The sequence below is a fragment of the Ruegeria sp. D1(2025) genome (genome assembly GCF_056536425.1).
This window is the reverse complement of sequence record NZ_JBQFPO010000003.1, coordinates 326,824-352,878: the sequence shown is the minus strand read 5'-3', so window position 1 is coordinate 352,878 and position 26,055 is coordinate 326,824. Positions and strand designations below refer to the sequence as shown.

Sequence of the window (26,055 nt, the reverse complement as noted above, 5' to 3'; positions counted from 1 at the left end):
CAGAAATTCATGACAGACGCCCGGCAACTTGATGGGGATTACGACTATATCATCGTCGGCGCAGGCACGGCCGGATGTGTTCTGGCGAACCGATTGACCGAAGACCCCAAAACACGAGTTCTGCTGCTCGAGGCAGGCGGGTCAGACAACTACCACTGGGTGCATATTCCGGTTGGCTATCTCTATTGCATCGGCAATCCACGTACCGACTGGATGATGAAAACCGCGCCCGAACCGGGGCTGAACGGGCGTTCTCTGGCCTATCCGCGCGGTAAGGTGCTGGGGGGATGTACGTCGGTCAACGGCATGATCTACATGCGGGGTCAGGCGGCGGACTACGATCACTGGCGGCAGCTGGGAAATTCTGGCTGGGGTTGGGATGACGTGTTGCCCTATTTCCTGAAATCCGAGGATCACCATGCCGGGCGGACCGACATGCATGGGCATGGCGGTGAGTGGAAGGTCTCGAAACAGCGTTTGGAATGGGACATCCTTAGGGCCGTGCAGGAAGGCGCCAAGGAGTTCGGCATTCTGCCGCGCGCCGATTTCAACGATGGCAATAACGAAGGTACGGGTTTTTTCGAGGTCAATCAGCGTAAAGGTGTGCGTTGGAACACGACCAAAGGCTTTCTGCGCCCGGCGATGAAACGCCCCAACCTGCGTGTTTTAACCCATGCCGAGACCGAGACGCTGTTGTTCGACGGCAAACAGGTAACGGGCGTGCGCTATCAGCACAAAAGCGAGCGATGCGAAGCTTTTGCCCAGGCCGAGGTGTTGCTGGCGGCCGGAGCGGTCAACTCGCCCAAGATTCTGGAACTGTCGGGTGTCGGGCGGGGTGATGTGCTGGCTGAACATGGCATCGCTCTGCACCACGAAAGCCAAGGTGTGGGCGAGAACCTGCAGGACCATTTGCAGATACGGACGGTGTTCGAAGTCCAGAACGCAAAAACTCTGAACACGATGGCGAATTCCCTGGTTGGAAAGGCGAAGATCGCTCTGCAATATGGTCTGACGCAATCCGGGCCGATGTCGATGGCTCCCAGCCAGTTCGGCATGTTCACCAAATCCAACCAGGATCTGGCCACGCCAGATCTGGAATACCACGTGCAGCCCCTGTCCACGGACAAGCTAGGCGACCCGTTGCACCCGTTCCCGGCGATCACCGTATCGGTCTGCAACCTGCGCCCTGAAAGCACGGGCACCTGCCATATTAAGGCGGCGGATACCAAGGCGCAGCCTGACATTCGCCTGAACTACCTGTCGACCGATAATGACAAACAGGTCGCCGTGAAATCCGTGCGGCAGGCGCGGATGATCATGACGGCGAACGCTCTGAAACCCTATCAGCCGCAGGAAATCCTGCCCGGTCCGGTGATGGAGTCCGAAGACGAGTTGGTAAAAGGTGTCGGGGATATCGCCACCACAATTTTCCACCCCGTCGGCACCTGCAAGATGGGGTCGGACGCCTCAGCCGTGGTGGGCGCGGATCTCAGGGTGCATGGGCTGAAGGGATTGCGGGTGGTCGACGCGTCGATCATGCCGAAAATCGTTTCGGGAAACACCGCGTCACCTGTTGTGATGATCGCGGAAAAGGCGGCGGATATGATCCGCAAGGGAGTCTGACAAGTGTCGGAAGTCGTGATCATCGCGCGGATCGTTGCGGAAGACGGCCAGAAGGAAACGCTGCGTGCTGCCATTGATGATCTGGCCGTTGCCAGCCGCGAAGAGGCGGGAAACAAAGGCTATGACGTGTTTGTTTCAGCCAGCCGACAGGCTGAGTTTCTGATCCATGAAATCTGGTCAGATGCCGAGGCGATTGCCAATCACGGGCGCACGTCGCACATGACCAGGTTCAAAGAAATCGTGAAGGGAAAGGCCCAGATTTCGGTTCAAAAACTGGCCAAAACCTAAGGGCCAAGGGATTCGTTTTTCTGATTTTTTGCTGAGTTTCCGCAATATTATTTTCTCTGTCATAGTTCTGGTGACAGAGGGGCTATTCGCATGTGGAGCATGCAACACATGGATGGCAAAATTATGCAATAAAAACAACACAATACACGAAAAATGTACTGGCCGATCTCACGGAATATCTTAGGCGAAAGACCGCCAAAACCGTTGACTGCAGACCTCAAAATGATAATAATAACAATCACTGCAATATATTTCAGTTACAATTCCTGAGGAGGGGCATTGGCTGAGATCGCGGCTCCGGAGCGCTCTGTCCCGGATCGACCGCACTCTGGAGAAAACAAAAGGGAAGAGAAGAAAATGCAGCGGAGGAATGTACTCAAGGCCGGCCTGCTGGCAACAACACTAACGTTTGTTGGAGGCGCCGAAGCCTTTGCCGATGATAGCAAGCGGATCGCGTTCTTTGTATCTGACTTGTCGAACGTGTTTCACCAGTCTCAGGCCGCCGAGGCCGAGCGCTACGCAAAAGAAAAGTACGGCGCTGAGGTGGTGGTGTTTGATGGCCGGGCGGATTCAGCCGTCATGACACAGAACGTTGACCAAATTGCAGCAGGTGGATTCGATGCTGCCACGCTGCACATCTGGGATGCCGAGGCCGCCACACCCGGTGTCGAGGATGCTTTGGCTGATGATATCGTCATGACCTCGTTCTTCAGCCCGATTACGGATACCGGCATTCCGACCGCGCGTAGCGATGAAGCCGCCGTGTCGTTCGAGATGGGCGCGCAAATGGCCAAGGCCTGGAAAGAGGCACATCCCGATAAACCTATCGTCATGGTGCAACTGGGTTGGCCAAACCATACCGAAGTCAACTCGGGCCGGACCGCGCCATTTGCCGAAGGTGTCCTGTCGGTTGATCCCGACGCCGAAAATCTGGGCGCGCTGGATTCCAGCAAGGGCCAGGAAGCGGCCAAGCAGATCATCGTCGACCTGCTGACACAGCGCCCCGAAGTGAACCTGATCTATTCCGAAGCATCGAACCTTACCGTGGGAACGATGGCCGGGCTGGCGCAGTTGGGGCGCGGCAAGTTCGACAATGGCAAGCCGCTGACCGAGATTGTGGCCAGTGTCGACTTTGACTCGGTCGAGTTCAAACAGGTTTATGATCCTGCTTCCAGCCTCAAAGTTTCGATGGGTCTGCCGCCTGTGGAAACCGCACAGGGGCGGATCGATCTGATCATGGATGTGCTGGATGGTAAGATCGAACGGACCTCGGACACGGCGGAAGAGTTTTTCTACAAGGCCTACACTGTTTCCTACTGGTCCATGCCGAAGGAAGAGGCCGAGCAGTGGCTGAAGGACCAGTTCGGTGGCTGATGGGCGTTGACTGAACCAGGCTTTGGCAAACAGGTCCGTTGGTCGACAACGGGCCTGATCTGCCCAGCCGGTTCTTTCAATGCTGCCTGCTCCAACACCTCGAACCCGCTCGGGGTTCCGGCGCTGGTGGCAACGCATCCAAACTCGGATAAGCTTGATCCAGGGACGCGGCCCTTTGCGCCGGTCGGAGGCTTGCGGATTAAAAGGGGATGATCGTGCAGATTGCTTTTGCCGAAAAAGCGCTGTCCGTCAGGGATTTGACCAAGGACTACCCCGGCGTGAGGGCCGTGGACACCGTGTCATTCGACATTGATCGCAACACGGTGCATTGCCTGGTCGGAGAAAACGGAGCCGGAAAATCGACCATCGTGAAGATGTTGACCGGGGCACTGGCCCCGACCAGCGGGTCGATGGCCATCCAGGGCCAGGCCTATGAGCCAAACAGCACCCAGGATGCCCGTGAAAGCGGTGTAGGGACGCTGTTTCAGGAATTGCATGTGGTTGATCAACTGACCGTCGAGGAAAACCTGACACTGGGGATGGAAGCCAGTCGCTTTGGTTTTCTGGTCAAGTCAGACCTTGAAGACCGCGTGATCAAAACTCTAGCAGCGATTGAGCCGACAATTGACCCCAAAGCGCGTGTGTCCTCGCTGAGCGTCGCGCAGAAACAAATCGTCGAGATCGCCCGTGCCGCGTCCTCGGGTGCGAGCATCATCATCATGGACGAACCGACTGCAGCGCTGTCCGAGCGTGAAGTGGAGCGCCTGTTCGGTGTGATCAGGCGGCTGCGGGACGCGGACGTGACGGTCATCTATATCTCGCACAAGCTGGATGAGATTTTTGAACTGGGTGACAATGTCACCGTTTTGCGCGATGGCAAACACATCGCCACCAAACCACTGACCGAAGTGAACGGCCGCCCTGAACTGATCGAGATGATGGTGGGACGCGCGATCACTCATGATTATGAGCCGCGCGGCGAAATTGCGGATAGTCCGCTGCTGACAGTCAAAGGTCTGAGCAATCACCTGCTGAAAGACGTGTCTTTTCATGTAAATGAGGGAGAGATCGTTGGCTTTTACGGTCTGGTCGGTGCAGGCAAGACCGAGGTCGCCCGGGCGATATATGGGGCTGACAAGGCCGAAGGGCAGATAGATTTCAAGAACCGCAAACGCGCGGCCTCGCCCAAGGAAGCCATCGCGGCAGGGATCGCCCTGGTTCCCGAGGAACGGCGCACGCAGGGCCTGTTCACCGAACTTACGATCCGTCGCAATATTCCGATCATGAACATCCGCAAGCTGGCCCGGTTCGGCATCTTTCAGGATGAGCGCGAAAAAGAAGTCGCTCGCGAGTATGTCGGTAAGTTGGGGATCGCGACGAATTCCATCGAGAAATACGCCGAGAAACTTTCGGGCGGAAACCAGCAAAAGGTTGTTCTGTCCAAATGCCTGTTCGCTGATGCAGATCTGTTGTTGCTGGATGAACCCACGCGCGGCGTCGACGTGGGCGCAAAATCCGAAATCTACGATTTGATCCGCGACCTGGCGAACAACGGCCGCGCGATCTGCATCTTTTCGTCAGAACTGGAAGAGGTGCTGGGCATCTGCGACCGGGTCTTTCTGATGTATGACGGCCGCATCGAGGCCGAGATCAAAAACGGGGCAGAGGTCGACATTCCACGCATCCTGAATGTCGTTACCGGTGGGGGCGGTGAAAACTCATGACCGATCAGGCAATTCAGGGCCGAAGGCTGGCTGAGCGGGACAACAGTCTGAGTGACGAGATGTTCATCACCTCTCTGGTAGCGGGGGCCGCCATGGCACTTTTTGCGCTCGCCTCCGTTTTGGTACCCAGCTTCTTCCAGTTTCAGAACGTCGTGAATCTGGTGACCAATAACTGGGCAGTGATTTCGCTGGGCGTTGGTGTCACGTTCTTGCTGGTTTCGGGAAACTTCGACCTGTCGGTGGGCGGTATCGTGGCGCTTTCGGGCGTATTAGCGGTGTGGTTCGCGCAGTCTACGGATGGGGCGAATGCACTTTCTTCAGGCTGGGGGATGCCGACATCGCTGGCGATGGTCTGCGCGCTGATCGGGGCCATGCTGATCGGGGCCATCAACGCGGTCTTCGTGGTTGCGCTGCGCGTGCCGTCGATCATCGTCACGTTGGGCACCATGATGCTGGCGCGCGGAATTGCACAGGTGATCACCCAAGGCTCGCAACGCAACACCAACCTGCCCTCGGATTTCGGAACGTTGGGGAACATGACCATGTTCGGCACCTCGATCAAACTGCCGGTGGTGCTGATGGCGATTCTGATCCTCGTGGCCGTTTTTGTTGAGCGTAAGACGGTGTTCGGACGGCTGACCTATCTGATCGGCGCGAACCCGGTGGCCTCACGTTTGTCTGGCGTCGACAACGCGCGGCATGTGGTGAAGCTCTACCTGTTCAGCGCCTTTGTTGCCGGGGCCGTGGGGATTCTGCTGGCATCCGAGTTCAAATCGGGCTTTTCCAACCGCGGCACACTGATGGAATTCGACGCGCTGGTCATCTCTCTGCTGGGCGGGGTTGCGATTGCCGGCGGGTTTGGGTCGATCATCGGCATGTTCTTTGGGGCGATCGTTCTGGCCACCGTGACCTCGGCCGCGACGGGTTTGGTGCTGTCACCCGACTGGCAGTTCACCCTCAAGGCCATCGCGGTGTTTATCGCAATCATGGCCCAGACATGGGCTTTGGCGCGGAGGCACGCGTGATGACCGACCTTACCCAAAACCCCAGAGCCGGAGACCGTGTAAAACGGTTCCTGAAAGACTACTACATCTATCTGGTCCTCATCCTCGTCGTCGTGCTGCTGAGCACCGCCAACCTGGACAAGTTCCCGCTGTTCGAGCGTGGCAACTTCCTGAGCGAGCGCAATATCATCAACATCCTGCGCATCTCGGCCCCGATCCTGACACTGGCGGGAGCTTTCACGCTGCTGATGATCTCGGGTTATATCGACCTGTCCGTGGGCAGCGCCATGAGCCTGAGCGCGGTCGTCTACGCCCTTCTGGCCATCAACGGGGTGCCCTTCCTGCCCGCTTTTCTTGCAACGGTTCTGGTGGGGGTTCTGTTGGGCGCGATCAACGGATTTCTGGTGATCCGGCTGAAGATCACACCGGTCATTGCAACGCTGATCACACTGAGCCTCTATAAGGGCATTGCGCTGCTGCTGGTCGAAGATGGCGTCTCGGCCATCAAATCCGGCGGCGGGCTGAAAATGCCGAGTTGGTTCAACGACTACGGGCGCGATGGTGTTCTGTTTGGCCTGCCCTGGGCCTTCTGGGTGGCCGTTCTGGTGACGATTGCAATGATCATTGCGCAGGATCGGATGAAGCTGGGTAAATACGCGGCGGCAACCGGGGGCAACCCAACGGCGGCGAAGCTCTCGGGCATCAATACAGCCCGCACGGTGATCATCCTTTATGTGCTGGTCGGCATCTGCGCTGCGCTGGCCGGGATTGCCCGGTCCAGCTTTATGTCGCTGGGTGATCCGCTGTCAGGCGATGGCATGGAATTAACCGCTATACTTGTGGTTCTGTTGGGTGGTACAGCCTTCAGCGGCGGTGAGGGGCGTGTTTTGAAATCCTTCATCGGCGCGTTGATCATCATGTCCCTGACAGTTGGCATGTTGACACTTGTGCCCGCCTATTTCCAAACTCTGGTCGTGGGCACCGTGTTGTTGCTGGCGGCCGCGTCGAACCATTTGGTGAGCAGAAAGGACAACGAGAGTTGAACGCCAGCGGACCCGATCCCGATACCCTGCGCCTGATTGCCCGCGTCCTGACCTTGCATTTTCAGGAAGGTCAGCTGCAAGCCGAGATTGCGAAGAACCTTAGGCTATCGACCGCCAAGGTGAACCGACTCATCAAGCAAGGCCGCGAGATGGGTATGGTCGAGTTTCGGATCCACAGCCCATTCCAACGGTTATTTGATCTGGAAAACCAACTGAAGCAGCGATGGTCCGGTGTCGAATTTCTGGTCGTCGATACGGTCACCGAAAATGCAGGCACCACACTGGATCTGGTCGGCAAAGCCGCAGCCCAATACTTTCAGGAAATCGTGCAAGAAGACGACGTCATCGCAATCTCGGGCGGCAAGGCGCTGAGCGTCGTGGCCAACCACCTGCGGCCCAAGAGGTCCACATCAAACAGGATCATTCCAATGACCGGCGGCGTTCAGGGGCAACACTATACGGATGTAAACCATATTGCGACGCGCATTGCGGACGGGCTTGGCGGTGTGGCTACCCTCATACACATCCCCCTGCACGCCGATACCAAAGAAGAGCGTGACATGCTTATGTCGGTCCGAGCGGTACGGGATGTGCTGAATCAGGCGCGAAACGCAAATGTCTCGCTTTTGGGATTGGGCGCCGTGACCGGAGAGGATGCAACCTACTACCAAGCTCACCCCCTGTCAGAAGAGGACAGGATTCAGCTGTATGACAGCGGCGTCAGGGCCGAGCTGCTGGGGCATCTGGTCAATTCCGCAGGCGAGCTATGCAGCAGTGAACTAAATTCCAGACTGGTCAGCCTGCCGCTTTCAGATGCCAAGTTGGTTCCCATCCGTATTGGCGTGGCAAGTGGAAAAGAAAAGGTTGAGCCAATCCTGGCGGCATTGAATGGCGAACACGTCAATACCTTGGTGGTTGATGACATAACCGCTCAGTCAGTATTGGATAGTTCAGCGAAGGAATAATGTTTCTGCTTCGGTCGGAATCAGCTTGTCTATCGTCAAAAGAACTGCCCTTTTTGGCGGTTCGTTTTCGTTCCGGAAGCGCTGAGGTTCCTTCAAGTCATCAACGCCCATTCCGCCGCATTTCTTCTTCCAGCGATTACAGGTTTGCTCCACAATACTGTTTGGCCGGATCGCTTCCAGACGAGACATTCCTTAACCATCAGAAACTCAACTGTTGCTGTTGGTGACTGAAAATACGGCTGAGACGGACGCAACCAGCCGCCGTAATTCGAACCTCGCATCACACCGCCGATGCGGTTGATGTCCCCCTGAGCCCGAGCTGACCTTCTTGAGCCGGAAAGCTGCTAGCCTTCGGTAAGAGGACGCTCCATGAAATAGACGTACGGCTGCCATTCGCTAGGAAATCCCTCGGAATGTGGTGCGTCCACGAAGCCGGCAGCTTCATACATTGATCGGGCGTGCGTGAGAAACTTCGCTGAAGAAAAGCGCACACGTTGATATCCGTCTTTGATCAATTGCTCGAACATGTGGCTCAATAGCTGACGACCAATTCCAAAGCCACGACCATTGTCGTTCACGAACATGCGGTTAAACTCGGCAAGTCCGGGACGCGCCTCGTTGTACATCACGCATCCAACCGGCTGATCATCGAGCAAAGCGAGAAGAATGCCGCCATGTGGTCTGGCATGTAGAGAGGGGAGATCGTCCAGTATCGCCTGAAACCGGTCCGGGTCCATCGGGTTTCCTTCGGTTGGCCAGTCGGCTGGGTAGTTTTTCCAATGCCAGTCCAACCACTGTCGGCACAAGTCGCGGACTTGTTCGAATTCGGCCTCACTCGATGCCATTCGTATCAAGACTTCCATTGTTTCAGCCTGCCCACTTCAATCTGTTGGAACACGGTCAATATGATTCAGGCGTTCTCGCAAAGATCCCCTGCATCGATCAGGAGTAGGGGTTTCTGGCCGAGCGGTCTGTGGACAGGCTTTGCTGATCTCTTCGCACCAGAAACTCGATGGCGTCAGCGAGATGTTCCTTGTCGATATGGTGATCTCCGCGAGCCACCCGGATGCGGTGCGCTTCTATCATAACGTCGGCGTGCCGGCAGCCTTCGGGTGGCTCAAAGCGGTACGAGGCCAATTCGATCCGCAGCCCGAGCGGATCACGAAAGTAAATCGAATCCATGAATCCGCGATCGACAGGACCGGTATGCGCGACACCGCGTGCATCAAGCCTGGCCGAAACCTGCCAGAATGTCGCTTGGCTTACATTCAGGGCAAGGTGGTGCAGTGACCCGGTGTCTTCGGGAACAACGGTTGGGTCAGGCTTGCGGTCCTCATTTGTGAAGACGGTAATCAACCTACCGTCACCGGGATCGAAGTAAAGGTGCCCCTCATTCGGATTGTCGAGGTTCGGTTGATCGAAGACAAACGGCATACCCAACACACCTTCCCAAAAGTCGATCGAGGTTTGCCGATCCGCTCCGACAAGTGTGATGTGGTGAACTCCCTGGGTTTGGATTTTTCGCAGTTCGTCGCTCTTTTCCATTTCCGTTACCACCCTGTTTGTCTCTTGGTAGCACAGATCGGCAAAACGCGCGAACGAACCGTTGGCTTCGACTGCTTTGCGGACCATCTCACTTGGCGGATTGCCCTAGAAACAACTCAGCAATGTCCTCCGCAAGGTCAAGTCCGAGCCTAATTGCAGAGTTATGACTCGTTGACTTTCAACGCCGTTAGATGATGGTTGCCGCGAGGGCGATGGTGGAAATGTAGACTTTCGGTTGACTGCCGGATCGGGTCGCGACGCGTCGCGTGTTATTGAGCCAGTCGAACATGGTCCGGAAACTGTTGCGCCGAGTACATCGATGCTTGTCAAGTTTCACGGCTTACTTGCCTTACTTTGGTCCAAGGATGAACCTCCGTATCCCTTGGCCTTTCAAACCTTCTTGGAACCGGCCGATTTAATGGCCTTATTTATCAAGTGGTCAGTCGATGTTGGGCGCGCTGTTCGGGAATGCCTTCGCGCAGACTTGTCCAGCGGACATGAACTGGTCGAGTGGGTGTTGCTTGCTTCTGTAAAAGGTACGTTGATCATTGCGGTTTCCACTTCGCCGGTGAATCGCGCTGTTTTGCCTTGGCACCATCGAAGGTCTTTCCACTCCAGACCCGCCTTTCACTGAAGTGAGGCATTCCATGAGATGTGGGGAAGCAATCCTTAAAATCCACGATCTTGGCACCCGCCAGACGGAATAGATCAGACACCTCCAATGCTCGTTTTGAACCGTGGATCATGAGGTCAAACCGGAATCAACGGGTTCCGATTTTAATGCCCACCTTTGTCATACAGATTGACACGTTACTATTAATTCAATATTTCATGAAATATGATAGAAAGAATCGCAGAACAGTTGTCAATCCTGGGACACCCGCAGCGGATAACCGTTTTCCGCATGTTGATGCGGCGGTTTCCCGATACTGTGCCCGCAGGAGAACTGGCAACCGAACTGGGCATCAAGCCCAGCACGATGTCCAACTACCTCAACGCTCTGCAGCGGTCGGGCCTGGTGTCGCAGACGCGGTCCGGAACCTCTTTGCTCTATTCGGTTGAAATGACGAACGTGCAGCGCATGCTCGACTTTTTGATCGTCGATTGCTGCCGTGGCCGGCCGGATATCTGCATGCCCTTCACAAAAGGAGATGGTGCCAAGACCGAGCGCAAGTACAACGTATTGTTTCTGTGTGTCGGCAATTCCGCCCGCTCGATATTTGCGGAGTCGTTGCTGCGGTCCCTTGGACCGGATCGTTTCAATGTCTATTCCGCAGGAACCCAGCCCACCTCTGAACTGAACCCGTTTGCCGTTCAGGTTCTGAAGGACAAGGGACATGACGTTTCGGTCCTGCGTTCCAAACATATGTCCGAGTTTTTCGAGGCCGACGCCCCGGAAATGGATTTTGTCTTTACCGTCTGCAATCAGGCAGCCAACGAGGAATGCCCAGCCTGGGAGGGCCAGCCGATCAGCGGCCATTGGGGCATGGTCGACCCTGTCAAGGCGCAGGGTACCGACGCGGAAAAAGCGCTGGCCTTTCAGAACGCTTACGGCGCGCTCAAACGGCGCATCGAAACCTTTATATCGTTGCCGGTCGAAAGCCTCGACCGGATCGCATTGCAATCTGCTGTCGATGACATCGGCAGGAATGTCGCCGGGGACATGAAATGACGACATATGCTGTGAACGGCCTGGGCCGGATGGGAAAACTGGCGCTGAAGCCTTTGCTGGACAAGGGCGCCAGGATCGCCTGGATCAATGACGCAGTTGGCGACCCGGCGATGCATGCGCATCTGCTGGAGTTCGACACTGTGCACGGGCGCTGGGACGCAACATTTGCGCATGATGCGGACAGCGTCACGGTCAACGGGACGCGCCTGCCCTTCATCGGAACCAAAGACCTGAACGCCTTGCCACTGGACGGTGTCGATGTGGTGATCGACTGCACCGGCGTATTCAAAACCGAAGCCAAGCTGGCTCCGTATTTTGAGGCGGGCGTGAAGAAGGTCGTTGTTTCGGCCCCGGTCAAGGACGGCCCTACCGCCAATATCGTCATGGGCGTGAACGAAGACACCTATGACCCCGCCACGCATCACATCGTGACGGCGGCCTCCTGCACCACCAATTGTTTGGCGCCGGTTGTGAAGGTCATTCACGAAAACCTCGGCATCCGCCACGGTTCAATGACGACAATCCATGACGTGACCAACACGCAGACCATTGTAGACCGCCCCGCCAAAGACCTGCGCCGCGCCCGGTCCGCGCTGAACTCGCTAATTCCAACCACCACCGGATCGGCCACGGCGATCACGCTGATCTATCCGGAACTGAAAGGGCGGTTGAATGGCCATGCAGTGCGGGTGCCGCTGCTGAACGCCTCGCTGACCGATTGCGTGTTCGAAGTGGAACGTGAAACCACCGCCGAGGAGGTCAACGCATTCTTCAAATCTGCAGCCGAAGGTGAGCTGAAAGGTATTCTGGGTTATGAAACCCGGCCGCTGGTTTCGACCGACTACACCAATGACGAACGGTCTTCGATCATCGATGCGCCGTCGACCATGGTGGTGAACGGGACGCAGGTGAAGGTCTACGCGTGGTACGACAATGAAATGGGTTACGCACACCGTCTGGTGGACGTCGCAATGATGGTTGGAAACGCGTTGTGACCCAGCGGCCCGAAGGACTGTCGGCCTATATCGCGGTCACGGCGGCCTATTGGGCCTTTATGCTGACCGACGGAGCCTTGCGTATGCTGGTGTTGCTGCACTTTCATACCATGGGGTTCTCGCCGGTGCAGCTGGCATATCTGTTCGTCCTGTATGAAGTCGCCGGGATGGGCACGAACCTGGCGGCCGGCTGGATCGCGGCGCGTTTCGGGTTGGCATCAACGCTTTACGCGGGGCTTTGCTTGCAGGTCGCGGCGTTGCTTGCCCTGACGCAATTAGATCCTAACTGGGATATTTCCGCCAAAGTAGCCTTTGTGATGATCGTTCAGGGGGCGAGCGGGATCGCCAAGGATCTGGCCAAAATGTCTTCAAAATCCGCAGTGAAGCTGCTGGCGCCGGCCGAAGGCGACGGGCTGTTTCGTTGGGTCGCCATCCTCACCGGATCGAAGAATGCGGTGAAGGGGTTGGGTTTTCTGCTGGGGGCCGGGTTGCTGGCGACGCTGGGCTTTATGTGGGCCACGCTGGCCATGGCCATTGTGCTTGCAATCATTCTGATCGCAGTCTTCGTTCTGATGCCGCCCGGCCTGCCCAAAGGACGCAAAGGCGCAAAATTCTCCGAGGTCTTCTCGAAATCCACCAATGTGAACTGGCTGTCGTTGGCACGCGTCTTTCTGTTCGGCGCGCGGGACGTCTGGTTTGTGGTCGGTATCCCGATCTATTTCTATGCCGTTTTGTCGGACGGAACTGACGAAGGCAACCGCGCCGCGTTCTTCATGATCGGAACCTTCATGGCTATGTGGGTGATCCTGTACGGGGCAGTACAGGCCAGTGCGCCGAAAATCCTGCACGCGGCAGAGCGCAGCGAGGGCGACCTGATCCAGGCCGCACGCAATTGGGCTGCGGCCCTGTTCTGCGTTCCTGCGGCTCTAACGCTGGCGGTTCTGCTGTCCTCGGGTCCCGAGACATGGCTGACCGCAACGCTGGTTCTGGGCTTGCTGGCGTTCGGCGCGATCTTCGCCGTCAATTCTGCATTGCACTCCTACCTCATCCTGGCCTTCACCCATTCGGAGCGGGTCACGATGGATGTGGGGTTTTATTACATGGCCAACGCGACGGGCCGCCTGATCGGCACCGTCCTGTCCGGCCTCACCTATCAGGTCGGGGGCCTGCCGCTGGTTCTGGGAACGGCGGCGGTGATGGTCGCCGCTGCTGCTCTGACATCCGGCAAACTCATCGACCGGACGTCCGAGGCCCTCTCATGACTGTTTTTGAACGCTTCCTGTCCGTCTGGGTTGCTATAGCCATGGTCGCAGGTGTTTTGATCGGGCTTGCCGCGCCTGGACTGGTCGGGCTGATTGCCTCGGCCGAGGTGGCCAGTGTCAACCTTGTGGTGGCTGTACTGATCTGGGCGATGGTTTATCCGATGATGGTCGGCGTCGATTTCGGCGCGGTGGCGGGCGTGGCACACCAGCCCCGCGGACTGATCGTTACCCTGACGGTCAACTGGCTGATTAAACCCTTTACCATGGCGCTGCTGGCGGTCCTGTTCTTCGATTACGTTTTTGCCCCGTGGATCGAACCCGAGGATGCTGCCCAATACACAGCGGGCCTTATCCTGCTTGGCGCTGCGCCCTGCACGGCGATGGTGTTCGTCTGGTCTCAACTGACCCGGGGCGATGCGACCTATACGCTGGTTCAGGTGTCAGTGAATGACCTCATCATGGTCGTGGCTTTCGCGCCAATTGTTACCTTTCTGCTGGGCGTAACGGACATCTCGGTGCCGTGGCAAACCCTGGTTCTGGCAACCGTGCTGTACGTGGTCCTGCCCATGATTGCCGGGCTGATCACCCGTCGCAAATTGGGCTCGCAAGCGGCGATTGACGCCTTTTCAGCGTGTGTCAAGCCGTGGTCGGTCATGGGCCTGATCGCAACCGTCGTCATCCTTTTCGGCCTGCAAGGAGAGACAATCCTCTCGAAACCGCTTGTCATCTTGCTGATCGCTGTTCCAATCCTGATTCAGAGCTATGGTATCTTCGCGCTTGCCTATGGCGCGGCCTATGCGCTGAAAGTTCCGCATCGCATCGCCGCACCCTGCGCCATGATCGGAACCTCGAATTTTTTCGAACTGGCGGTTGCCGTCGCCATCAGCCTGTTCGGCCTCAATTCCGGTGCCGCTCTGGCGACTGTGGTCGGGGTTCTGGTCGAAGTTCCGGTGATGTTGTCCCTAGTTGCTTTCGCCAACAGGACGCGCGTTTCGGTTCAACAGCGCGCAGAAAGCTGAAGTCGCAGTATTGAACAGGTGCGCAAAAAAAGCGCCGGATGACAAATAATATAAGCAAGCCAGTCTTCGGACACAACGCGGTTGACCAAGTCGATGAAAGACAAGGTAATTCCTGAAAACTAGGTAGTTCCAGGGCTCTCGGATACCGGGTTCAGAACGTGCGATTCAGCCCCACATCGTTTGGAGGTTCTGGACTTAACGATTTGTTCAGATATTTTTGAATCCGCAATCTTCAATTGCCATGAAAATGACAATTTGAAACTGAATTCAGCTTTGAAACGAATTTTCTTTGAGGTCCTCAGATGCTTACGTTCCCGCCGCAACCCCCGTCATCCTCCCCCCTCAGCGCAATTCAAGGTGACAGAGCTTACGGTGACGGAAACCCGGCGACCGTCACGACGATTACTTATCATTTTGGTGATTTCTTCGACAAATCAGGTACTTCGTTTTGGACGAACGCGTATAAGAATGAGTTCAAGCAGGCACTGGCTGTCATAGAATCGGTTGCAAACATCCAGTTCGTTGAAACCGCCAACGCCTTTGCCGCCGATCTTGTCGAATATATCGCCCCGAGCAGTTTCTTTACTGGCCAGGGGTTTTCCCCGAACACATTGGGATACCATTACTACCCCCACAATGGGCCGTCAGAGGGGGCGTTCAACACAAACTGGTGGACGGCTGGGCCGGGTGGCAACGGCACACCGGGCGCCTATTTCTTCACGACGATATTGCATGAAATTGGCCATGCCCTAGGCCTGGGGCATCCGCATGACACTGGTCTGTCTACCACTGTCATGAGTGGGGTGACGTCGCCCTTCAATGACTACGGTACAAACAATCTGAATCAAGGCGTCTACACTGTCATGTCCTACAATGACGGTTGGACACAGGTGAACGGTAATCTATTCTCAAACGCGCAGTATGGCGGGTCGACCGGGTTGGGCGCATTAGACATTGCAGCCCTGCAAGCGCTTTATGGTGCAAATACAACGCACAACTCAGGCAACACCGTCTATACACTGCCATCAGCCAACGTCAGCGGAACAGGGTATCAGTCCATCTGGGACACAGGTGGCATTGATACGATCCAACATCTCGGCAGTACAGGCGCGCTCATCGATCTGCGTGCAGCAACGATAGACTACTCAGCAACCGGTGGTGGAATAGTCTCCAACGTCGCTGGCGTTCGGGGCGGTTTCACGATCGCTCAGGGCGCTGTGATCGAAAACGCCACCGGCGGCTCGGGAAACGATACGCTTGTAGGGAACAGTGCGCAGAATGTTCTGATTGGCAATGGTGGCAACGACACCATTCGTTCCGGTTCGGACGGTACCAACAACAACTCGATTTTCGGCGGCGCCGGTAACGACACGATTTTTGTCGCCTCCGGAACCGGTGCAGACACCGTTCAGGGCGGCGCCGGCAATGATCTCGCCTTCGTTACCAGCAACAACGGCTCGTTCTCAGGGGGGGCGGATACCGATACCGTTCGATTTGCGAGCGCAACAAGCGGTTATCTGTTCTTCATCAATGGCAGCACCCTTGAATTCAAGAATATCCTGACCGGTGCCACATTCTCGGTTGCAACCGATGTTGAGATTTTTCAGTTCTCAAACGGTGCGCAGTCACTGAATTTGGCAAGTCTCAACACGGTCATGGGTGTTGTGAACATTGAAACGGTCGGCACGGTTCTTCAGCATGCAAATCAAGGGATTTACGTGTTGGACGGCGGCTCCGCAAATGTCGCGCTGACTTACAATGGACAAGCGGTCGGCCAGAACACGCTGGGCGGATGGCAGGCCATTCACACTGAGGCCAGCGGTGGCGGCTATCGCGTTCTTTGGCAAAACACGGACGGCAGTTTCGCCGAATGGACCACCAACAGCCAGGGACAGTTTCTCAGCGGAGCGGCAGTCAACAATATCGTCAGTCTTGAAACCGTCTATGGAGTTGATTTCAACAACGACAACCTGATTGGGCATAACTCTACCACTGTCGAGAGCGATGGCCTTGTGAACCTGGTTGCTTCCACGCAAAACGGCTATGTCATTGGCGGAACCGCAACTGTGACACTGAATGGGGCAACCGTGATTCCTGGGACGCTGGGCGGCTGGGCTGCAATCCAAGCCGAAGCGTCAGGTGGCGGGTATCGGATCCTGTGGCAGAACACGGACGGCAGCTATGCCGAATGGACGCTGGACGGGACGGGTGCGTTTATCAACGGAACAGCAATAGCCAACGTCATTGACGTCGAAAGCTTTTATGGAGCCGATATCAACAATGACGGCACTACCGGACATGTGGTGACGCCTATTGAGAGTAACGGGTCCACAAGCCTGTCCTCCTCGACACAGGGCTCTTACCTTATCAATGGCAGTATCCCGGTATCCCTGAACGGCACGACAATTGCACCCGGCGGTCTGGCTGGCTGGGATGCCGTTCAGATCGAAGCCTCTGGTGGCGGGTATCGTTTGCTGTGGAAGAATAGCGACGGCAGTTTCGCCGAATGGACATTGGACAGCGCGGGCCAGTTCACCGGCGGTGCCGCGGTAGGCAACGTCGTTGATCTTGAGATCTTCTATGGGGCTGACATCAACGGTGATGGCACCACGGGGCACACGATAAACTCCATCGAAACCGCCGGATCGACGGATTTGGGTGCTTCGACACAAGGTATGTACATGATCAACGGAACCATTGCTGTTTCATTGAATGGCGCGAATATCGGCCCCAGCAGTGTTAGCGGATGGAACGCCATTCATGTCGAAGCCTCTGGTGGCGGTTACAGGCTTTTGTGGAAGAACACCGATGGCAGCTATGCAGAATGGACATTGAATGGCGCTGGCCAGTTTATCAGCGGTGCCGCGGTTCCTGATGTTGTCGCCGTCGAAGTCTTTTACCAGTGGGATATCGATGGCAGCGGAACGGTCGGATTTGCCCAACCGAAACTGGCCCACCCCGATGCTCTGGAACCTGTTGCAAACCAATTTGTCGCCGATCTGCTTCTGGCGGTCGATGAGGAAGATACGGACAATCTGATCTTCGTCGCGGAACTGGAAGACGCCGAAGAGACGGAGCCCTTCTTCGAGACAGATGGTGAACTTGCCGCACGAAACATTTCGGAAACTCAGCCTGAGCACGGTGACAGCCTTGATCACCATTCGGAGGATGAACTGGAAGTCTTTGACCCACTGGAAGAAGATGCATTCCTGATCTGATCAGAGTTCTGATTGCAAAACAAAAGAGAATGGCCGCTGTCAAACAGATGACTGCGGCCATTTTGGCAGAAAGCGTAAAATCCCCGGGATCTGGCCTAAAAACCGCCCACTGAAATCAGGCGCGTTTTTCGCCGATTGTCGCGATACCCAGCACATCCAGTACTTTTGCTTCGATATGCTCGGCATTCATTCCGGCCTCGGCATACATATCCGCCGGGTTGGCCTGATCGATGAACGTGTCAGGCAAAACCATCGAGCGATACCTGAGGCCGAGGTCGAACACCCCTTCGTCCGAAAGCAGTTGCGCAACGTGGCTGCCGAACCCGCCGACTGCGCCTTCTTCGATGGTTATCAGGGCCTCGTGATCCTCAGCCAGCGACAGGATCAGGTCCCGATCCAGCGGTTTGGCAAAGCGGGCATCGGCAATGGTCGGCGAAATCCCCTTGGCTGTCAGGGATTCTGCAGCCTTCTCTACCTCGGCCAGGCGCGTGCCAAATGACAGCAACGCCACGCGCGCGCCCTTCCGGATCATGCGTCCCTTGCCGATTTCCAGAACCTCGCCGCGTTCCGGCAGTTCAACGCCAACACCTTCGCCACGCGGATAGCGGAACGCGATGGGGCCGTCGTCATGGGCTGCGGCAGTCGCAACCATATGCATCAGTTCTGCCTCGTCAGCGGCGGCCATCACCACCATGCCTGGCAGATTGGCCAGGTAAGCGATGTCAAACGAACCGGCATGTGTCGCGCCATCCGCGCCCACCAGCCCGGCGCGGTCGATTGCAAATCGCACCGGCAGCCGCTGGATGGCAACATCGTGAACAACCTGATCATACCCACGCTGCAAAAAGGTCGAGTACATCGCGCAGAACGGTTTCATCCCGCCTGCAGCCAGTGCGGCGGCAAATGTTACCCCGTGCTGTTCGGCAATCGCCACGTCAAAACAGCGCGATGGGTAGCGTTCGGCAAACAGGTTCAGGCCCGTACCATCCGGCATTGCCGCTGTGACCGCGACGATCTTGTCGTCACGCGCAGCCTCTTCCACAAGCGTTTTGCCGAAAACCGAAGTGTAGGACGGCGCGTTGGATGGTGCCTTTTTTTGTTCGCCCGTCACCACGTCGAATTTCGCCGTCGCGTGCCCCCTGTCGCGGGCCTGTTCGGCCGGGGCGAAACCTTTGCCCTTCTTGGTCAACACATGGATCAGGATCGGCCCGGTTGCCCGCGCCTTGACGGTGCGCAGCACCGGCAGCAACTGGTCCATGTCATGCCCGTCGATCGGTCCCACATAGGAAAAGCCCAGTTCTTCGAACAGCGTGCCCCCTACGGCCATCCCCTTCAGCATCTCCTTGGCGCGCTTTGCGCCTTCACGGAACGGTTCCGGCAGCAGCGAGACCGCGCCTTTGGCGGCAGCTTTCAGATCATGGAAAGGTTCTTCGGCGTAAATTCGCGACAGATAGTTGGAGAGCGCACCAACCGGTGGCGCAATGCTCATCTCATTGTCGTTCAGAATGACGATCAGGCGTTTCTTCAGATGGCCGGCGTTGTTCATCGCCTCAAAGGCCATGCCCGCCGACATCGACCCGTCGCCGATCACGGCAATCGCGTCACCCAGACCTTCGGGTGTTACTCCGCCCAGATCGCGCGCCACGGCAAAGCCCAGCGCCGCACTGATCGATGTACTGGAATGCGCCGCGCCAAAGGGGTCATATGGGCTTTCGCTGCGCTTGGTGAACCCGCTCAGGCCATCTTTCTGGCGCAGGGTCCGGATTCGGTCGCGGCGTTCGGTCAAAATCTTGTGCGGATAGCACTGATGGCCGACGTCCCAGATGATCTTGTCGCGCGGTGTTTCGAAAACCGCATGCAACGCCGTGGTTAGTTCGACCACGCCCAATCCCGCACCCAGATGCCCGCCGGTGACGGAAACCGCCGAAATCGTCTCGGCCCGCAGCTCCTGCGCCACCTGATGCAACTGCGCGTCCGAGAACCGCCTGAGGTCCGCAGGGCGGTTCACAAGGTCCAGCAGGGGCGTATTCGGGCGGTCAGACATTTGGCGCGTTCCTGGCTTAGCTGTCCCGGGCAATAACGAAGCGGGCGGCGTCCTTCAAGGTTTCTGCCTGCGGACCATACCCATCCAGCGCGGCACAGGCCTGATTTGCCAGGTCCACGGCACGAGCCTTGGCCGCGTCCAGACCCAGCAGCGAGACAAAGGTCGCCTTTCCGGCCGCCGCATCCTTTTGCAGGCGCTTACCGGCTTTTTCGGCGTCACCTTCTACATCCAAGATGTCATCAGCAATCTGGAAGGCAAGTCCAAGGGCACGGGCATATTGGCGCATCGGCTCTGGGTCGATCTGCGCCAGGCGCGCACCCGCACAGGCGGACCATTCGATCAGTGCGCCGGTTTTGCCCGCCTGCAGGCGCGTGATTTCATCCAGTGTCAGCGGCGTTTCCGCCGTTTCCGCCGCAATATCCAGCGCCTGACCCAGAACCATCCCCTGCGCGCCACTCGCCTTGGCCAATGTCACGGCAAGTTCCGCGCGCACCTCGGCGGTTCCAACCTCAGGCCGGGTGCACAAGTCAAAGGCCAGTGTCTGCAGGGCATCGCCGGTCAAAAGGGCAGTGCCTTCGTCCCATTTCACGTGCACTGTCGGGCGACCTCGGCGCATATCATCGTTGTCCATGCAAGGCAGATCGTCATGGACGAGTGAATAAGCGTGCAACGCCTCGATCCCGGTTGCGGGCCAGATCGCCTGCGCGGCGTCAATTCCATGTAACCGTGCGCTTTCCAGTACCAGGAACCCGCGCAGGCGCTTTCCGCCCTCGGTGGCATAGGCCATCGCGCGGGTCACATCCAGATCGTCCAGCGCCCCCAGCACCAGATCGAACTGGTGCTGAATCCGCGCGGCATCCTGCGCCAGAATGTCCTGAAACATCTACAGACCTTCGACAGAGGTCGTCCCGGTCGGCTGCCCGTCGGCGTCCAGAGTGATCGCAGCCACCTTTTCCTCGGCCCGCTTCAGCTCGTCCTCGCAGCGCTTCTTCAGCTGCGCGCCACGCTCATACAGCGCGATGGATTGGTCCAGCGCCACGTCGCCGCGCTCCAGCTGGCCGACCACGGCCTCAAGCTCTTTCATCGCCTGTTCGAAAGTCATCTGCTCAACTGGGGTATCGGTCATCGTGCTGCCTTCATCAGTTCTTCCACATGGGCGCGTGTCGCCTCGGCCAGTGCGTTCAGATCATATCCGCCTTCCAGAGTCGAGACGATGCGGCCGCCGCAAACCTCATCGGCGATCCTGCACAGTTCGGCCGTGATCCAGGCGAAGTCGCCGGTCGACCAATTGAGATTGGCCAGGGGATCGTTCTGATGCGCGTCGAACCCGGCCGAGATAATGATCAGTTCCGGCTTGAATGCACGCAAACGCGGAAAGGCCTGCGTTTCGTAGGCCCTGCGCATTTCAGGGCCACCCGTACCGGGCGCCAGCGGAATATTCAGGATTGTCTCGAAGGCGCCGGTCTCATCCGGACGACCCGATCCGGGCCACAATGGCATCTGTTGGCTGGTGATCAGCAACGCGCGCCGCTCGTCCCAAAGCAAATCCTGCGTACCGTTGCCGTGATGTACATCAAAATCCACCACCGCCACCCGGCCAAGACCATGATGGTCCAGCGCATGTTTGGCCGCCAGCGCAGCGTTGCCGAACAGGCAGAACCCCATGGCCGTGTCAGTTTCGGCATGATGCCCGGGAGGTCGGATGGCGCAGAAGGCATTGCCGGCGTCTCCCTCCAAAACCATGTCCACGGCCCGAACAACCGCACCGGCGGCGCGATAGGCAGCGTCGATCGAACCCGGAGACAGAAACGTGTCCCCGTCAATCTGGGCAAACCCGTCGACGGGGCGCATTTTGCGCAGGTCGCTGATGTAGCTTTGCGGGTGTATGCGCAAAAGATCGTCATCCGCCGCCAAGGGGGCGGTCACCCGATTCAGGTCCAGGGGTTCAAGCGCATGCAGAATATGCTCCAGCCGTGCGACACGTTCGGGGTGCCCGTCGGGTGTTACATGCCCAAGGCAATCCGCGTGGGTCAAAAGGGCTGTTTTCATGGGGATCCCTTCTTCATCTGGCTAAAAATATCCTCGCCGAAGGCTTGAAGTCGCCGCGCAGCGGCACCTCTCAGTCCGGCGCCAGCATGTACCCGGCCCCGCGCACTGTCTGAAGATAGCGCGGTTGCTTCGGGTCCTGTTCGATCTTGCGGCGCAGGCGGGTGATCTGCACATCCACCGCCCGCTCCTGTGCCTGGCCTTTGTCCCGGCCCAAATCCTCGACAAGTTTGGCGCGGCTGATCGGTTCACCCGGCTGGGCCGAAAAAATCTTCATCAACTGGCTTTCCGTCGCCGTCAAGCGTACCGGGTTCTCGCCCTGCCACATCTCTCCGCGCTCGATATCGTACCGAATGGGTCCAAGATGCAAAATCTTGGTTGCGCTGTCCTGTGCAGGCGTGTCTGGCATCCGCCTCAGGATCGCATTGATCCGCAGCAGCAGTTCCTTGGGCTCAAAGGGTTTGGACAGGTAGTCGTCCGCGCCCGCTTCCAGCCCGGAAATCCGGTGCTCGGTCTCACCCTTTGCCGTCAACAGCAGGATCGGTGTCGCATGAGTTTCGCGCAGAGACCGCGTCAGGCTGACGCCGTCCTCGCCGGGCATCATCACATCCAGCACGATCAGGTCAAAGTCCAGTCCGGACAGCACCCGCCGGGCGTGCGCCGCATCCCGGGCCGCTGTGACCAGAAATCCGTTACGCATCAGGAATTTCTTGAGGAGATCACGAATGCGCTCGTCATCATCGACGATCAGCAGATGGGCGTCCATTTCGCTCATGAAGTCGTATCCCGCAATTTCGTATATGCATGACGCATATCAGCATCCATCATCGCTTCAAGCACTTTGCGAAAACCCGAGACCGCCTCGGGTCCGGCTTCCTTGTAAGCCGCGCGCATCCGAACGCGCTGCGCCTCGGACAGCGTCGCCTCCAGTGCCCTGCCATTCTCTGTCAGAAATAGGTGTCGTTCCCGTTTGTCCACTGTTCCGACCCGGCTTTCCACCAAGCCGTCTTCGATCAAAGTGCGTAAGACCCTGTTCAGAGACTGTTTTGTCACCCCCAGAATGGCCAGCAGATTATTGACCGTTGTCCCCGGCGCGCGGTTGATGAAATGGATGGCCCTGTGATGCGCACGGCCATAGGCCATCTGCGCCAGAATGCGATCCGGATCGGCGGTAAAGCCGCGATACGCAAAGAACATCGCCTCGATCCCCTGCCGCAACTGCTCGTCAGTCAGAAACAGCAGGCTTTCTCCACCAAAGACCTGAGCCGGGCGGGTGTCGGACATATTGCGCCTCATTCGTTACTCGGGTTGACTTTATGTCAGTGATATTGACATTCCAAGTGCACACAGGAATCGATTCCCAGTTTTTGCGCAATTTCATGTCCATTTCAGGCAAAACTTGCGCAACAATCGGAAACAATTACCGGCTCAGGAGGTTCGCATGGCGGGATATGACGATCGTGACGGTGTCATCTGGTTGGATGGCAAACTTGTACCCTGGCGCGAGGCCAATGTGCATATTCTGACCCACGCGATGCATTATGCCTCGTCCGTATTCGAAGGCGAACGGGCGTATAACGGCAAAATTTTCAAAAGTCGCGAGCATTCCGAGCGTCTGATCGCCTCGGCCGAGGCGCTGGACATGCCCATGCCTTATGACGTTGATCAGATCGAAGCCGCCAAGGAAGAGGCGCTGAAAGCCAGCGGTCTTCAGGATGCCTATGTACGCGCACTGGTCTGGCGCGGTTCGGGTGACGATATGGGTGTGGCTTCGGCCAGAAACCCGGTGCGGATGGCTGTCGCGGTCTGGCCCTGGGGCGCATATTATGGTGACGCCAAGATGCAGGGCGCCAAGCTGGACATCGCCGAATGGAAGCGGCCCAGCCCGGAAACCATTCCGGTTCACGCCAAGGCAGCGGGCCTCTACATGATCTGCACGATCTCGAAACACAAAGCCGAAGCCAAAGGCTGCTCGGACGCCCTGTTCATGGATTGGCGCGGGTTTGTGGCCGAGGCAACCGGCGCCAACGTGTTCTTCGTCAAGGATGGCGAGGTCCACACTCCGTTGGCCGACTGCTTCCTGAACGGCATCACCCGCCAAACGGTCATTCAGATGCTGAAGGACAAAGGCATCACCGTGCATGAGCGGCGGATCAAACCGGAAGAGATGGCCGATTTCGAGCAATGCTGGCTGACCGGCACCGCTGCTGAGGTCACCCCGGTTGGGCAGATCGGCGACTATACGTTCGAAGTTGGCGATCTTACCCGTGAAATCGCGGCAGACTACGAAGCCCTCGTCCGCGCCTAATCCCGAGCCCGAGAACCATTGAAACCCTCGCTTTTGGCGGGGGTTTTTCTTTGCAGGTTGTCCGGATTTCCTTGCTGAACGTTCAGCCGGATGGACGATTGCGCAAGGACGTGTACAGTGCTGTCATGTTGGACCTGCTCAGCGATATCCTCACGCGCCTGTCCCTGCGCGGGACGTTCTATTTCCGGACATCCTTTACGCCCCCCTTTGGCATTCAGGTTCCGGCCTTTGAAAACGTGGCCCGTTTCCATTTCGTGCAACGCGGGGAATTGAAGGTTCATGTGTCTTCAACCGGAGACACATTGCGTCTCAAACAAGGGGATCTGATCCTAGTTCCGCATGGTGCGGCCCATGCGTTGTTGTGCAACGAGGTCAGACCATTCCATGCGCTGCCACTGGAGCAGGTGCTGCAGCAGTCCGGCTATCAGGGTGACGGTGTTCTGGTCTATGGGGGCGAGGACAAGGATCGCGACACGCAGCTGATCTGCGGGCATTTCTCTTTCACCGGGCCACCGGGGCGACGCGGAACAGGACATATGCTAATTGATCGGCTGCCGCCCTACATTCTGATCGAAAATTACGGCGAAGAGGCGGGCGCCTGGATCGAGGCTACCCTGCGCATGATCGGGTCAGAAGTGAGCGGGGCCCGGATCGGGGGCGACCTGATCGCGCTGAAACTGTCCGAGGTCCTGTTTGCACAGGCAATCCGTGCCTATCTGGAACACCAAAGCCCCAGTAACGCCGCTCTGGCGGGATTTGCCGACCAGCGGGTTTCGCGCGCGCTTACCGCGTTTCACCACGCCCCCGCACAGGAGTGGAGCGTGGAGACACTGGCCCGCGAGGCAGGAATGTCGCGCACGGCATTCGCACAGTTGTTTGCCGAGAAGATGGGAACGACACCCATGCAATATCTGACCAACTGGCGCATGCAGATTGCCTGCCATGGCCTGACCGAAAGCCGATGGAACGTCGCTGATGCCGCCGCCGAAGTGGGTTACGCCTCCGAGGCTGCGTTTTCCCGCGTTTTCAAAAAACAGATCGGCCTGTCTCCCGCGGCCTATCGGGCGATGAACTAATACCTCGATCTGCTGAACGATCTGCAAAGAACTGCGAACGCCAAGAGCTAATACGTCCTGACTTGCACCCTTATCTTGGGGCTACTCCAAGCAAGGAAAGGAAACATCATGTCTCTTCGTTTCGTAACGCGCACCGTGCACGCCTATCTTGATTACCCGGTCGCCCTGGCCCTCATGATCCTGCCTTTTGTTCTGGGATTGGGTCAATCAAACCCGATCGCCTTGTGGCTGTCCGTCACAACGGGCGTCGCCGCATTTGTTCTGACCGTTCTGACCGATCATCACCTTGGGATCTGGCGGGTCCTGCCCTACAAGCTCCATCTCACGGTGGACCTGATTGTCGGGACCACCTTTCTGCTGGCACCCAGCCTTTTTGGTTTCACCGGGCTGGACGCGGTCTTTTACTGGCTGAACGGTGCGGCCGTGGTTGTTGTCATTTCACTCAGCGCACCCGAACAAGGCGTCACCGCCTGAGCGCAAATTCAGACTTGAGTATTCCGACTAAAACAGTCAGATTATTAAGAAGCGCCGGATGCATCTGTTTCGGCATCAGGTTTCGGGGCGGTCTGCGAGCTTAGCGCAGCACAAGGTGACGGCACGCCACCGCCCCGAAAACGACTATGAGAGGTTTGGGATGTGTCGCCCGTTTGATGAACTCATGTCCAAACACGAGGCCGCGACCTCCTGCGGGTGTGGCTGCAATGAAGATTATGCCGCCTATCTCGATCAGAACGGGCCAATCAGTAAAGATACAGACACCCGAGTTTCCGAAGAAGAGTCAGCCCGTCTACGCGAGTCAGTGCGCCGTGTGTTTGAAGCCCGAGCCGCGCGAAGCGGCCCGGCGAGTGA

24 protein-coding genes are annotated in these 26,055 nt (G+C 57.4%); 15 read left to right on the top strand and 9 right to left on the bottom strand.

What is annotated here, in order from left to right; translation table 11 throughout:
* The first annotated feature begins 9 nt into the window (after positions 1-9).
* The 7 genes from ACR1XU_RS11140 to ACR1XU_RS11110 all read left to right on the top strand — a co-directional run bounded on the left by ACR1XU_RS11140 (position 10) and on the right by ACR1XU_RS11110 (position 8,021).
* The gene (locus tag ACR1XU_RS11140; RefSeq protein ID WP_480906579.1) at positions 10-1,623 is read left to right on the top strand and encodes a GMC family oxidoreductase; all 1,614 of its coding nucleotides are present in this window, start codon (positions 10-12) and stop codon (positions 1,621-1,623) included.
* A 3-nt stretch (positions 1,624-1,626) separates the two neighbouring features.
* Positions 1,627-1,911, top strand: coding sequence for a putative quinol monooxygenase (locus ACR1XU_RS11135; RefSeq protein ID WP_480906581.1), 285 nt, complete (start codon positions 1,627-1,629; stop codon positions 1,909-1,911).
* Between the two features lie 357 nt (positions 1,912-2,268).
* Positions 2,269-3,285, top strand: a complete 1,017-nt coding sequence (locus tag ACR1XU_RS11130) for a sugar ABC transporter substrate-binding protein (protein ID WP_480906584.1) — start codon at positions 2,269-2,271, stop codon at positions 3,283-3,285.
* A 215-nt stretch (positions 3,286-3,500) separates the two neighbouring features.
* Positions 3,501-5,009: a sugar ABC transporter ATP-binding protein gene (locus ACR1XU_RS11125; RefSeq protein WP_480906587.1), complete on the top strand. Its 1,509-nt coding sequence runs from the start codon at positions 3,501-3,503 to the stop codon at positions 5,007-5,009.
* On the top strand, positions 5,006-6,034 hold the full coding sequence (locus tag ACR1XU_RS11120; protein ID WP_480906590.1) for an ABC transporter permease: 1,029 nt from the start codon (positions 5,006-5,008) through the stop codon (positions 6,032-6,034). The genes ACR1XU_RS11125 and ACR1XU_RS11120 overlap by 4 nt, the downstream gene beginning before the upstream one ends.
* Complete coding sequence (locus ACR1XU_RS11115) at positions 6,034-7,056, top strand: ABC transporter permease (protein ID WP_480906593.1); 1,023 nt, start codon at positions 6,034-6,036, stop codon at positions 7,054-7,056. The genes ACR1XU_RS11120 and ACR1XU_RS11115 overlap by 1 nt, the downstream gene beginning before the upstream one ends.
* Positions 7,053-8,021, top strand: a complete 969-nt coding sequence (locus tag ACR1XU_RS11110; RefSeq protein WP_480906596.1) for a sugar-binding transcriptional regulator — start codon at positions 7,053-7,055, stop codon at positions 8,019-8,021. Before ACR1XU_RS11115 ends, ACR1XU_RS11110 begins: the two co-directional genes overlap by 4 nt.
* Here ACR1XU_RS11110 and ACR1XU_RS11105 read toward each other — a convergent pair.
* The 3 genes from ACR1XU_RS11105 to ACR1XU_RS11095 form a co-directional block, all read right to left on the bottom strand.
* Positions 8,007-8,210, bottom strand: a complete 204-nt coding sequence (locus ACR1XU_RS11105; RefSeq protein ID WP_480813341.1) for a hypothetical protein — start codon at positions 8,208-8,210, stop codon at positions 8,007-8,009. The genes ACR1XU_RS11110 and ACR1XU_RS11105 overlap by 15 nt on opposite strands.
* 155 nt (positions 8,211-8,365) lie before the next feature.
* Entirely contained in the window at positions 8,366-8,884 is a 519-nt protein-coding gene (locus ACR1XU_RS11100) for a GNAT family N-acetyltransferase (protein ID WP_480906599.1), read from the bottom strand.
* A gap of 79 nt (positions 8,885-8,963) precedes the next feature.
* Entirely contained in the window at positions 8,964-9,548 is a 585-nt protein-coding gene (locus tag ACR1XU_RS11095; RefSeq protein WP_480906750.1) for a VOC family protein, read from the bottom strand.
* 856 nt (positions 9,549-10,404) lie between these two features.
* Between ACR1XU_RS11095 and ACR1XU_RS11090 the strand changes: the two genes are divergently transcribed.
* The 5 genes from ACR1XU_RS11090 to ACR1XU_RS11070 all read left to right on the top strand — a co-directional run bounded on the left by ACR1XU_RS11090 (position 10,405) and on the right by ACR1XU_RS11070 (position 17,732).
* Complete coding sequence (locus ACR1XU_RS11090) at positions 10,405-11,238, top strand: arsenate reductase/protein-tyrosine-phosphatase family protein (RefSeq protein ID WP_480906602.1); 834 nt, start codon at positions 10,405-10,407, stop codon at positions 11,236-11,238.
* Positions 11,235-12,233, top strand: a complete 999-nt coding sequence (locus tag ACR1XU_RS11085; RefSeq protein ID WP_170612527.1) for an ArsJ-associated glyceraldehyde-3-phosphate dehydrogenase — start codon at positions 11,235-11,237, stop codon at positions 12,231-12,233. Before ACR1XU_RS11090 ends, ACR1XU_RS11085 begins: the two co-directional genes overlap by 4 nt.
* Positions 12,230-13,495: an organoarsenical effux MFS transporter ArsJ gene (arsJ, locus tag ACR1XU_RS11080; protein WP_480906605.1), complete on the top strand. Its 1,266-nt coding sequence runs from the start codon at positions 12,230-12,232 to the stop codon at positions 13,493-13,495. The genes ACR1XU_RS11085 and arsJ overlap by 4 nt, the downstream gene beginning before the upstream one ends.
* On the top strand, positions 13,492-14,514 hold the full coding sequence (gene arsB / locus ACR1XU_RS11075) for an ACR3 family arsenite efflux transporter (RefSeq protein WP_480906608.1): 1,023 nt from the start codon (positions 13,492-13,494) through the stop codon (positions 14,512-14,514). The genes arsJ and arsB overlap by 4 nt, the downstream gene beginning before the upstream one ends.
* Positions 14,515-14,816: 302 nt before the next feature.
* Positions 14,817-17,732 (top strand): M10 family metallopeptidase C-terminal domain-containing protein, encoded by a 2,916-nt coding sequence (locus ACR1XU_RS11070; RefSeq protein ID WP_480906612.1) that lies wholly within the window; start codon positions 14,817-14,819, stop codon positions 17,730-17,732.
* Between the two features lie 115 nt (positions 17,733-17,847).
* Here the strand turns inward: ACR1XU_RS11070 and dxs are convergent, their stop codons facing one another.
* The 6 genes from dxs to ACR1XU_RS11040 all read right to left on the bottom strand — a co-directional run bounded on the left by dxs (position 17,848) and on the right by ACR1XU_RS11040 (position 23,106).
* On the bottom strand, positions 17,848-19,776 hold the full coding sequence (gene dxs / locus ACR1XU_RS11065) for a 1-deoxy-D-xylulose-5-phosphate synthase (RefSeq protein ID WP_480906615.1): 1,929 nt from the start codon (positions 19,774-19,776) through the stop codon (positions 17,848-17,850).
* 16 nt (positions 19,777-19,792) lie between these two features.
* The gene (locus ACR1XU_RS11060) at positions 19,793-20,659 is read right to left on the bottom strand and encodes a polyprenyl synthetase family protein (RefSeq protein WP_480906618.1); all 867 of its coding nucleotides are present in this window, start codon (positions 20,657-20,659) and stop codon (positions 19,793-19,795) included.
* Complete coding sequence (locus ACR1XU_RS11055) at positions 20,660-20,902, bottom strand: exodeoxyribonuclease VII small subunit (RefSeq protein ID WP_170612539.1); 243 nt, start codon at positions 20,900-20,902, stop codon at positions 20,660-20,662. It lies immediately after the preceding gene.
* Positions 20,899-21,825 carry a histone deacetylase family protein gene (locus tag ACR1XU_RS11050; protein ID WP_170612540.1) on the bottom strand — a complete coding sequence of 309 codons (927 nt, stop codon included), beginning with the start codon at positions 21,823-21,825 and terminating at the stop codon, positions 20,899-20,901. The genes ACR1XU_RS11055 and ACR1XU_RS11050 overlap by 4 nt, the downstream gene beginning before the upstream one ends.
* Before the next feature lie 70 nt (positions 21,826-21,895).
* Positions 21,896-22,597: a response regulator gene (locus tag ACR1XU_RS11045; protein ID WP_480906621.1), complete on the bottom strand. Its 702-nt coding sequence runs from the start codon at positions 22,595-22,597 to the stop codon at positions 21,896-21,898.
* The gene (locus tag ACR1XU_RS11040; RefSeq protein ID WP_170682641.1) at positions 22,594-23,106 is read right to left on the bottom strand and encodes a MarR family winged helix-turn-helix transcriptional regulator; all 513 of its coding nucleotides are present in this window, start codon (positions 23,104-23,106) and stop codon (positions 22,594-22,596) included. The genes ACR1XU_RS11045 and ACR1XU_RS11040 overlap by 4 nt, the downstream gene beginning before the upstream one ends.
* A gap of 157 nt (positions 23,107-23,263) precedes the next feature.
* Here ACR1XU_RS11040 and ACR1XU_RS11035 point away from each other — a divergent pair, with 157 nt between their 5' ends.
* From ACR1XU_RS11035 to ACR1XU_RS11025, 3 genes are all read left to right on the top strand, one after another.
* The gene (locus ACR1XU_RS11035) at positions 23,264-24,130 is read left to right on the top strand and encodes a branched-chain amino acid aminotransferase (RefSeq protein ID WP_480906624.1); all 867 of its coding nucleotides are present in this window, start codon (positions 23,264-23,266) and stop codon (positions 24,128-24,130) included.
* A 125-nt stretch (positions 24,131-24,255) separates the two neighbouring features.
* Positions 24,256-25,206, top strand: coding sequence for an AraC family transcriptional regulator (locus ACR1XU_RS11030; RefSeq protein WP_480906753.1), 951 nt, complete (start codon positions 24,256-24,258; stop codon positions 25,204-25,206).
* A gap of 108 nt (positions 25,207-25,314) precedes the next feature.
* Positions 25,315-25,680, top strand: a complete 366-nt coding sequence (locus tag ACR1XU_RS11025; protein ID WP_480906625.1) for an SPW repeat domain-containing protein — start codon at positions 25,315-25,317, stop codon at positions 25,678-25,680.
* The last annotated feature ends 375 nt before the right edge of the window (positions 25,681-26,055 follow it).

What these genes read in the sequence shown, in the direction of transcription:
- ACR1XU_RS11115 (WP_480906593.1), top strand. Translation starts at nt 6,034, where the DNA reads ATGACCGACCTTACCCAAAACCCCAGAGCCGGAGACCGTGTAAAACGG.
- ACR1XU_RS11070 (WP_480906612.1), top strand. Translation starts at nt 14,817, where the DNA reads ATGCTTACGTTCCCGCCGCAACCCCCGTCATCCTCCCCCCTCAGCGCA.
- dxs (WP_480906615.1), bottom strand. Translation starts at nt 19,776, where the DNA reads ATGTCTGACCGCCCGAATACGCCCCTGCTGGACCTTGTGAACCGCCCT.
- ACR1XU_RS11130 (WP_480906584.1), top strand. Translation starts at nt 2,269, where the DNA reads ATGCAGCGGAGGAATGTACTCAAGGCCGGCCTGCTGGCAACAACACTA.
- ACR1XU_RS11085 (WP_170612527.1), top strand. Translation starts at nt 11,235, where the DNA reads ATGACGACATATGCTGTGAACGGCCTGGGCCGGATGGGAAAACTGGCG.
- ACR1XU_RS11040 (WP_170682641.1), bottom strand. Translation starts at nt 23,106, where the DNA reads ATGTCCGACACCCGCCCGGCTCAGGTCTTTGGTGGAGAAAGCCTGCTG.
- ACR1XU_RS11045 (WP_480906621.1), bottom strand. Translation starts at nt 22,597, where the DNA reads ATGAGCGAAATGGACGCCCATCTGCTGATCGTCGATGATGACGAGCGC.
- ACR1XU_RS11120 (WP_480906590.1), top strand. Translation starts at nt 5,006, where the DNA reads ATGACCGATCAGGCAATTCAGGGCCGAAGGCTGGCTGAGCGGGACAAC.
- arsB (WP_480906608.1), top strand. Translation starts at nt 13,492, where the DNA reads ATGACTGTTTTTGAACGCTTCCTGTCCGTCTGGGTTGCTATAGCCATG.
- ACR1XU_RS11090 (WP_480906602.1), top strand. Translation starts at nt 10,405, where the DNA reads ATGATAGAAAGAATCGCAGAACAGTTGTCAATCCTGGGACACCCGCAG.
- ACR1XU_RS11055 (WP_170612539.1), bottom strand. Translation starts at nt 20,902, where the DNA reads ATGACCGATACCCCAGTTGAGCAGATGACTTTCGAACAGGCGATGAAA.
- ACR1XU_RS11140 (WP_480906579.1), top strand. Translation starts at nt 10, where the DNA reads ATGACAGACGCCCGGCAACTTGATGGGGATTACGACTATATCATCGTC.
- ACR1XU_RS11030 (WP_480906753.1), top strand. Translation starts at nt 24,256, where the DNA reads ATGTTGGACCTGCTCAGCGATATCCTCACGCGCCTGTCCCTGCGCGGG.
- ACR1XU_RS11100 (WP_480906599.1), bottom strand. Translation starts at nt 8,884, where the DNA reads ATGGAAGTCTTGATACGAATGGCATCGAGTGAGGCCGAATTCGAACAA.
- ACR1XU_RS11025 (WP_480906625.1), top strand. Translation starts at nt 25,315, where the DNA reads ATGTCTCTTCGTTTCGTAACGCGCACCGTGCACGCCTATCTTGATTAC.
- ACR1XU_RS11105 (WP_480813341.1), bottom strand. Translation starts at nt 8,210, where the DNA reads ATGTCTCGTCTGGAAGCGATCCGGCCAAACAGTATTGTGGAGCAAACC.
- ACR1XU_RS11060 (WP_480906618.1), bottom strand. Translation starts at nt 20,659, where the DNA reads ATGTTTCAGGACATTCTGGCGCAGGATGCCGCGCGGATTCAGCACCAG.
- ACR1XU_RS11050 (WP_170612540.1), bottom strand. Translation starts at nt 21,825, where the DNA reads ATGAAAACAGCCCTTTTGACCCACGCGGATTGCCTTGGGCATGTAACA.
- ACR1XU_RS11035 (WP_480906624.1), top strand. Translation starts at nt 23,264, where the DNA reads ATGGCGGGATATGACGATCGTGACGGTGTCATCTGGTTGGATGGCAAA.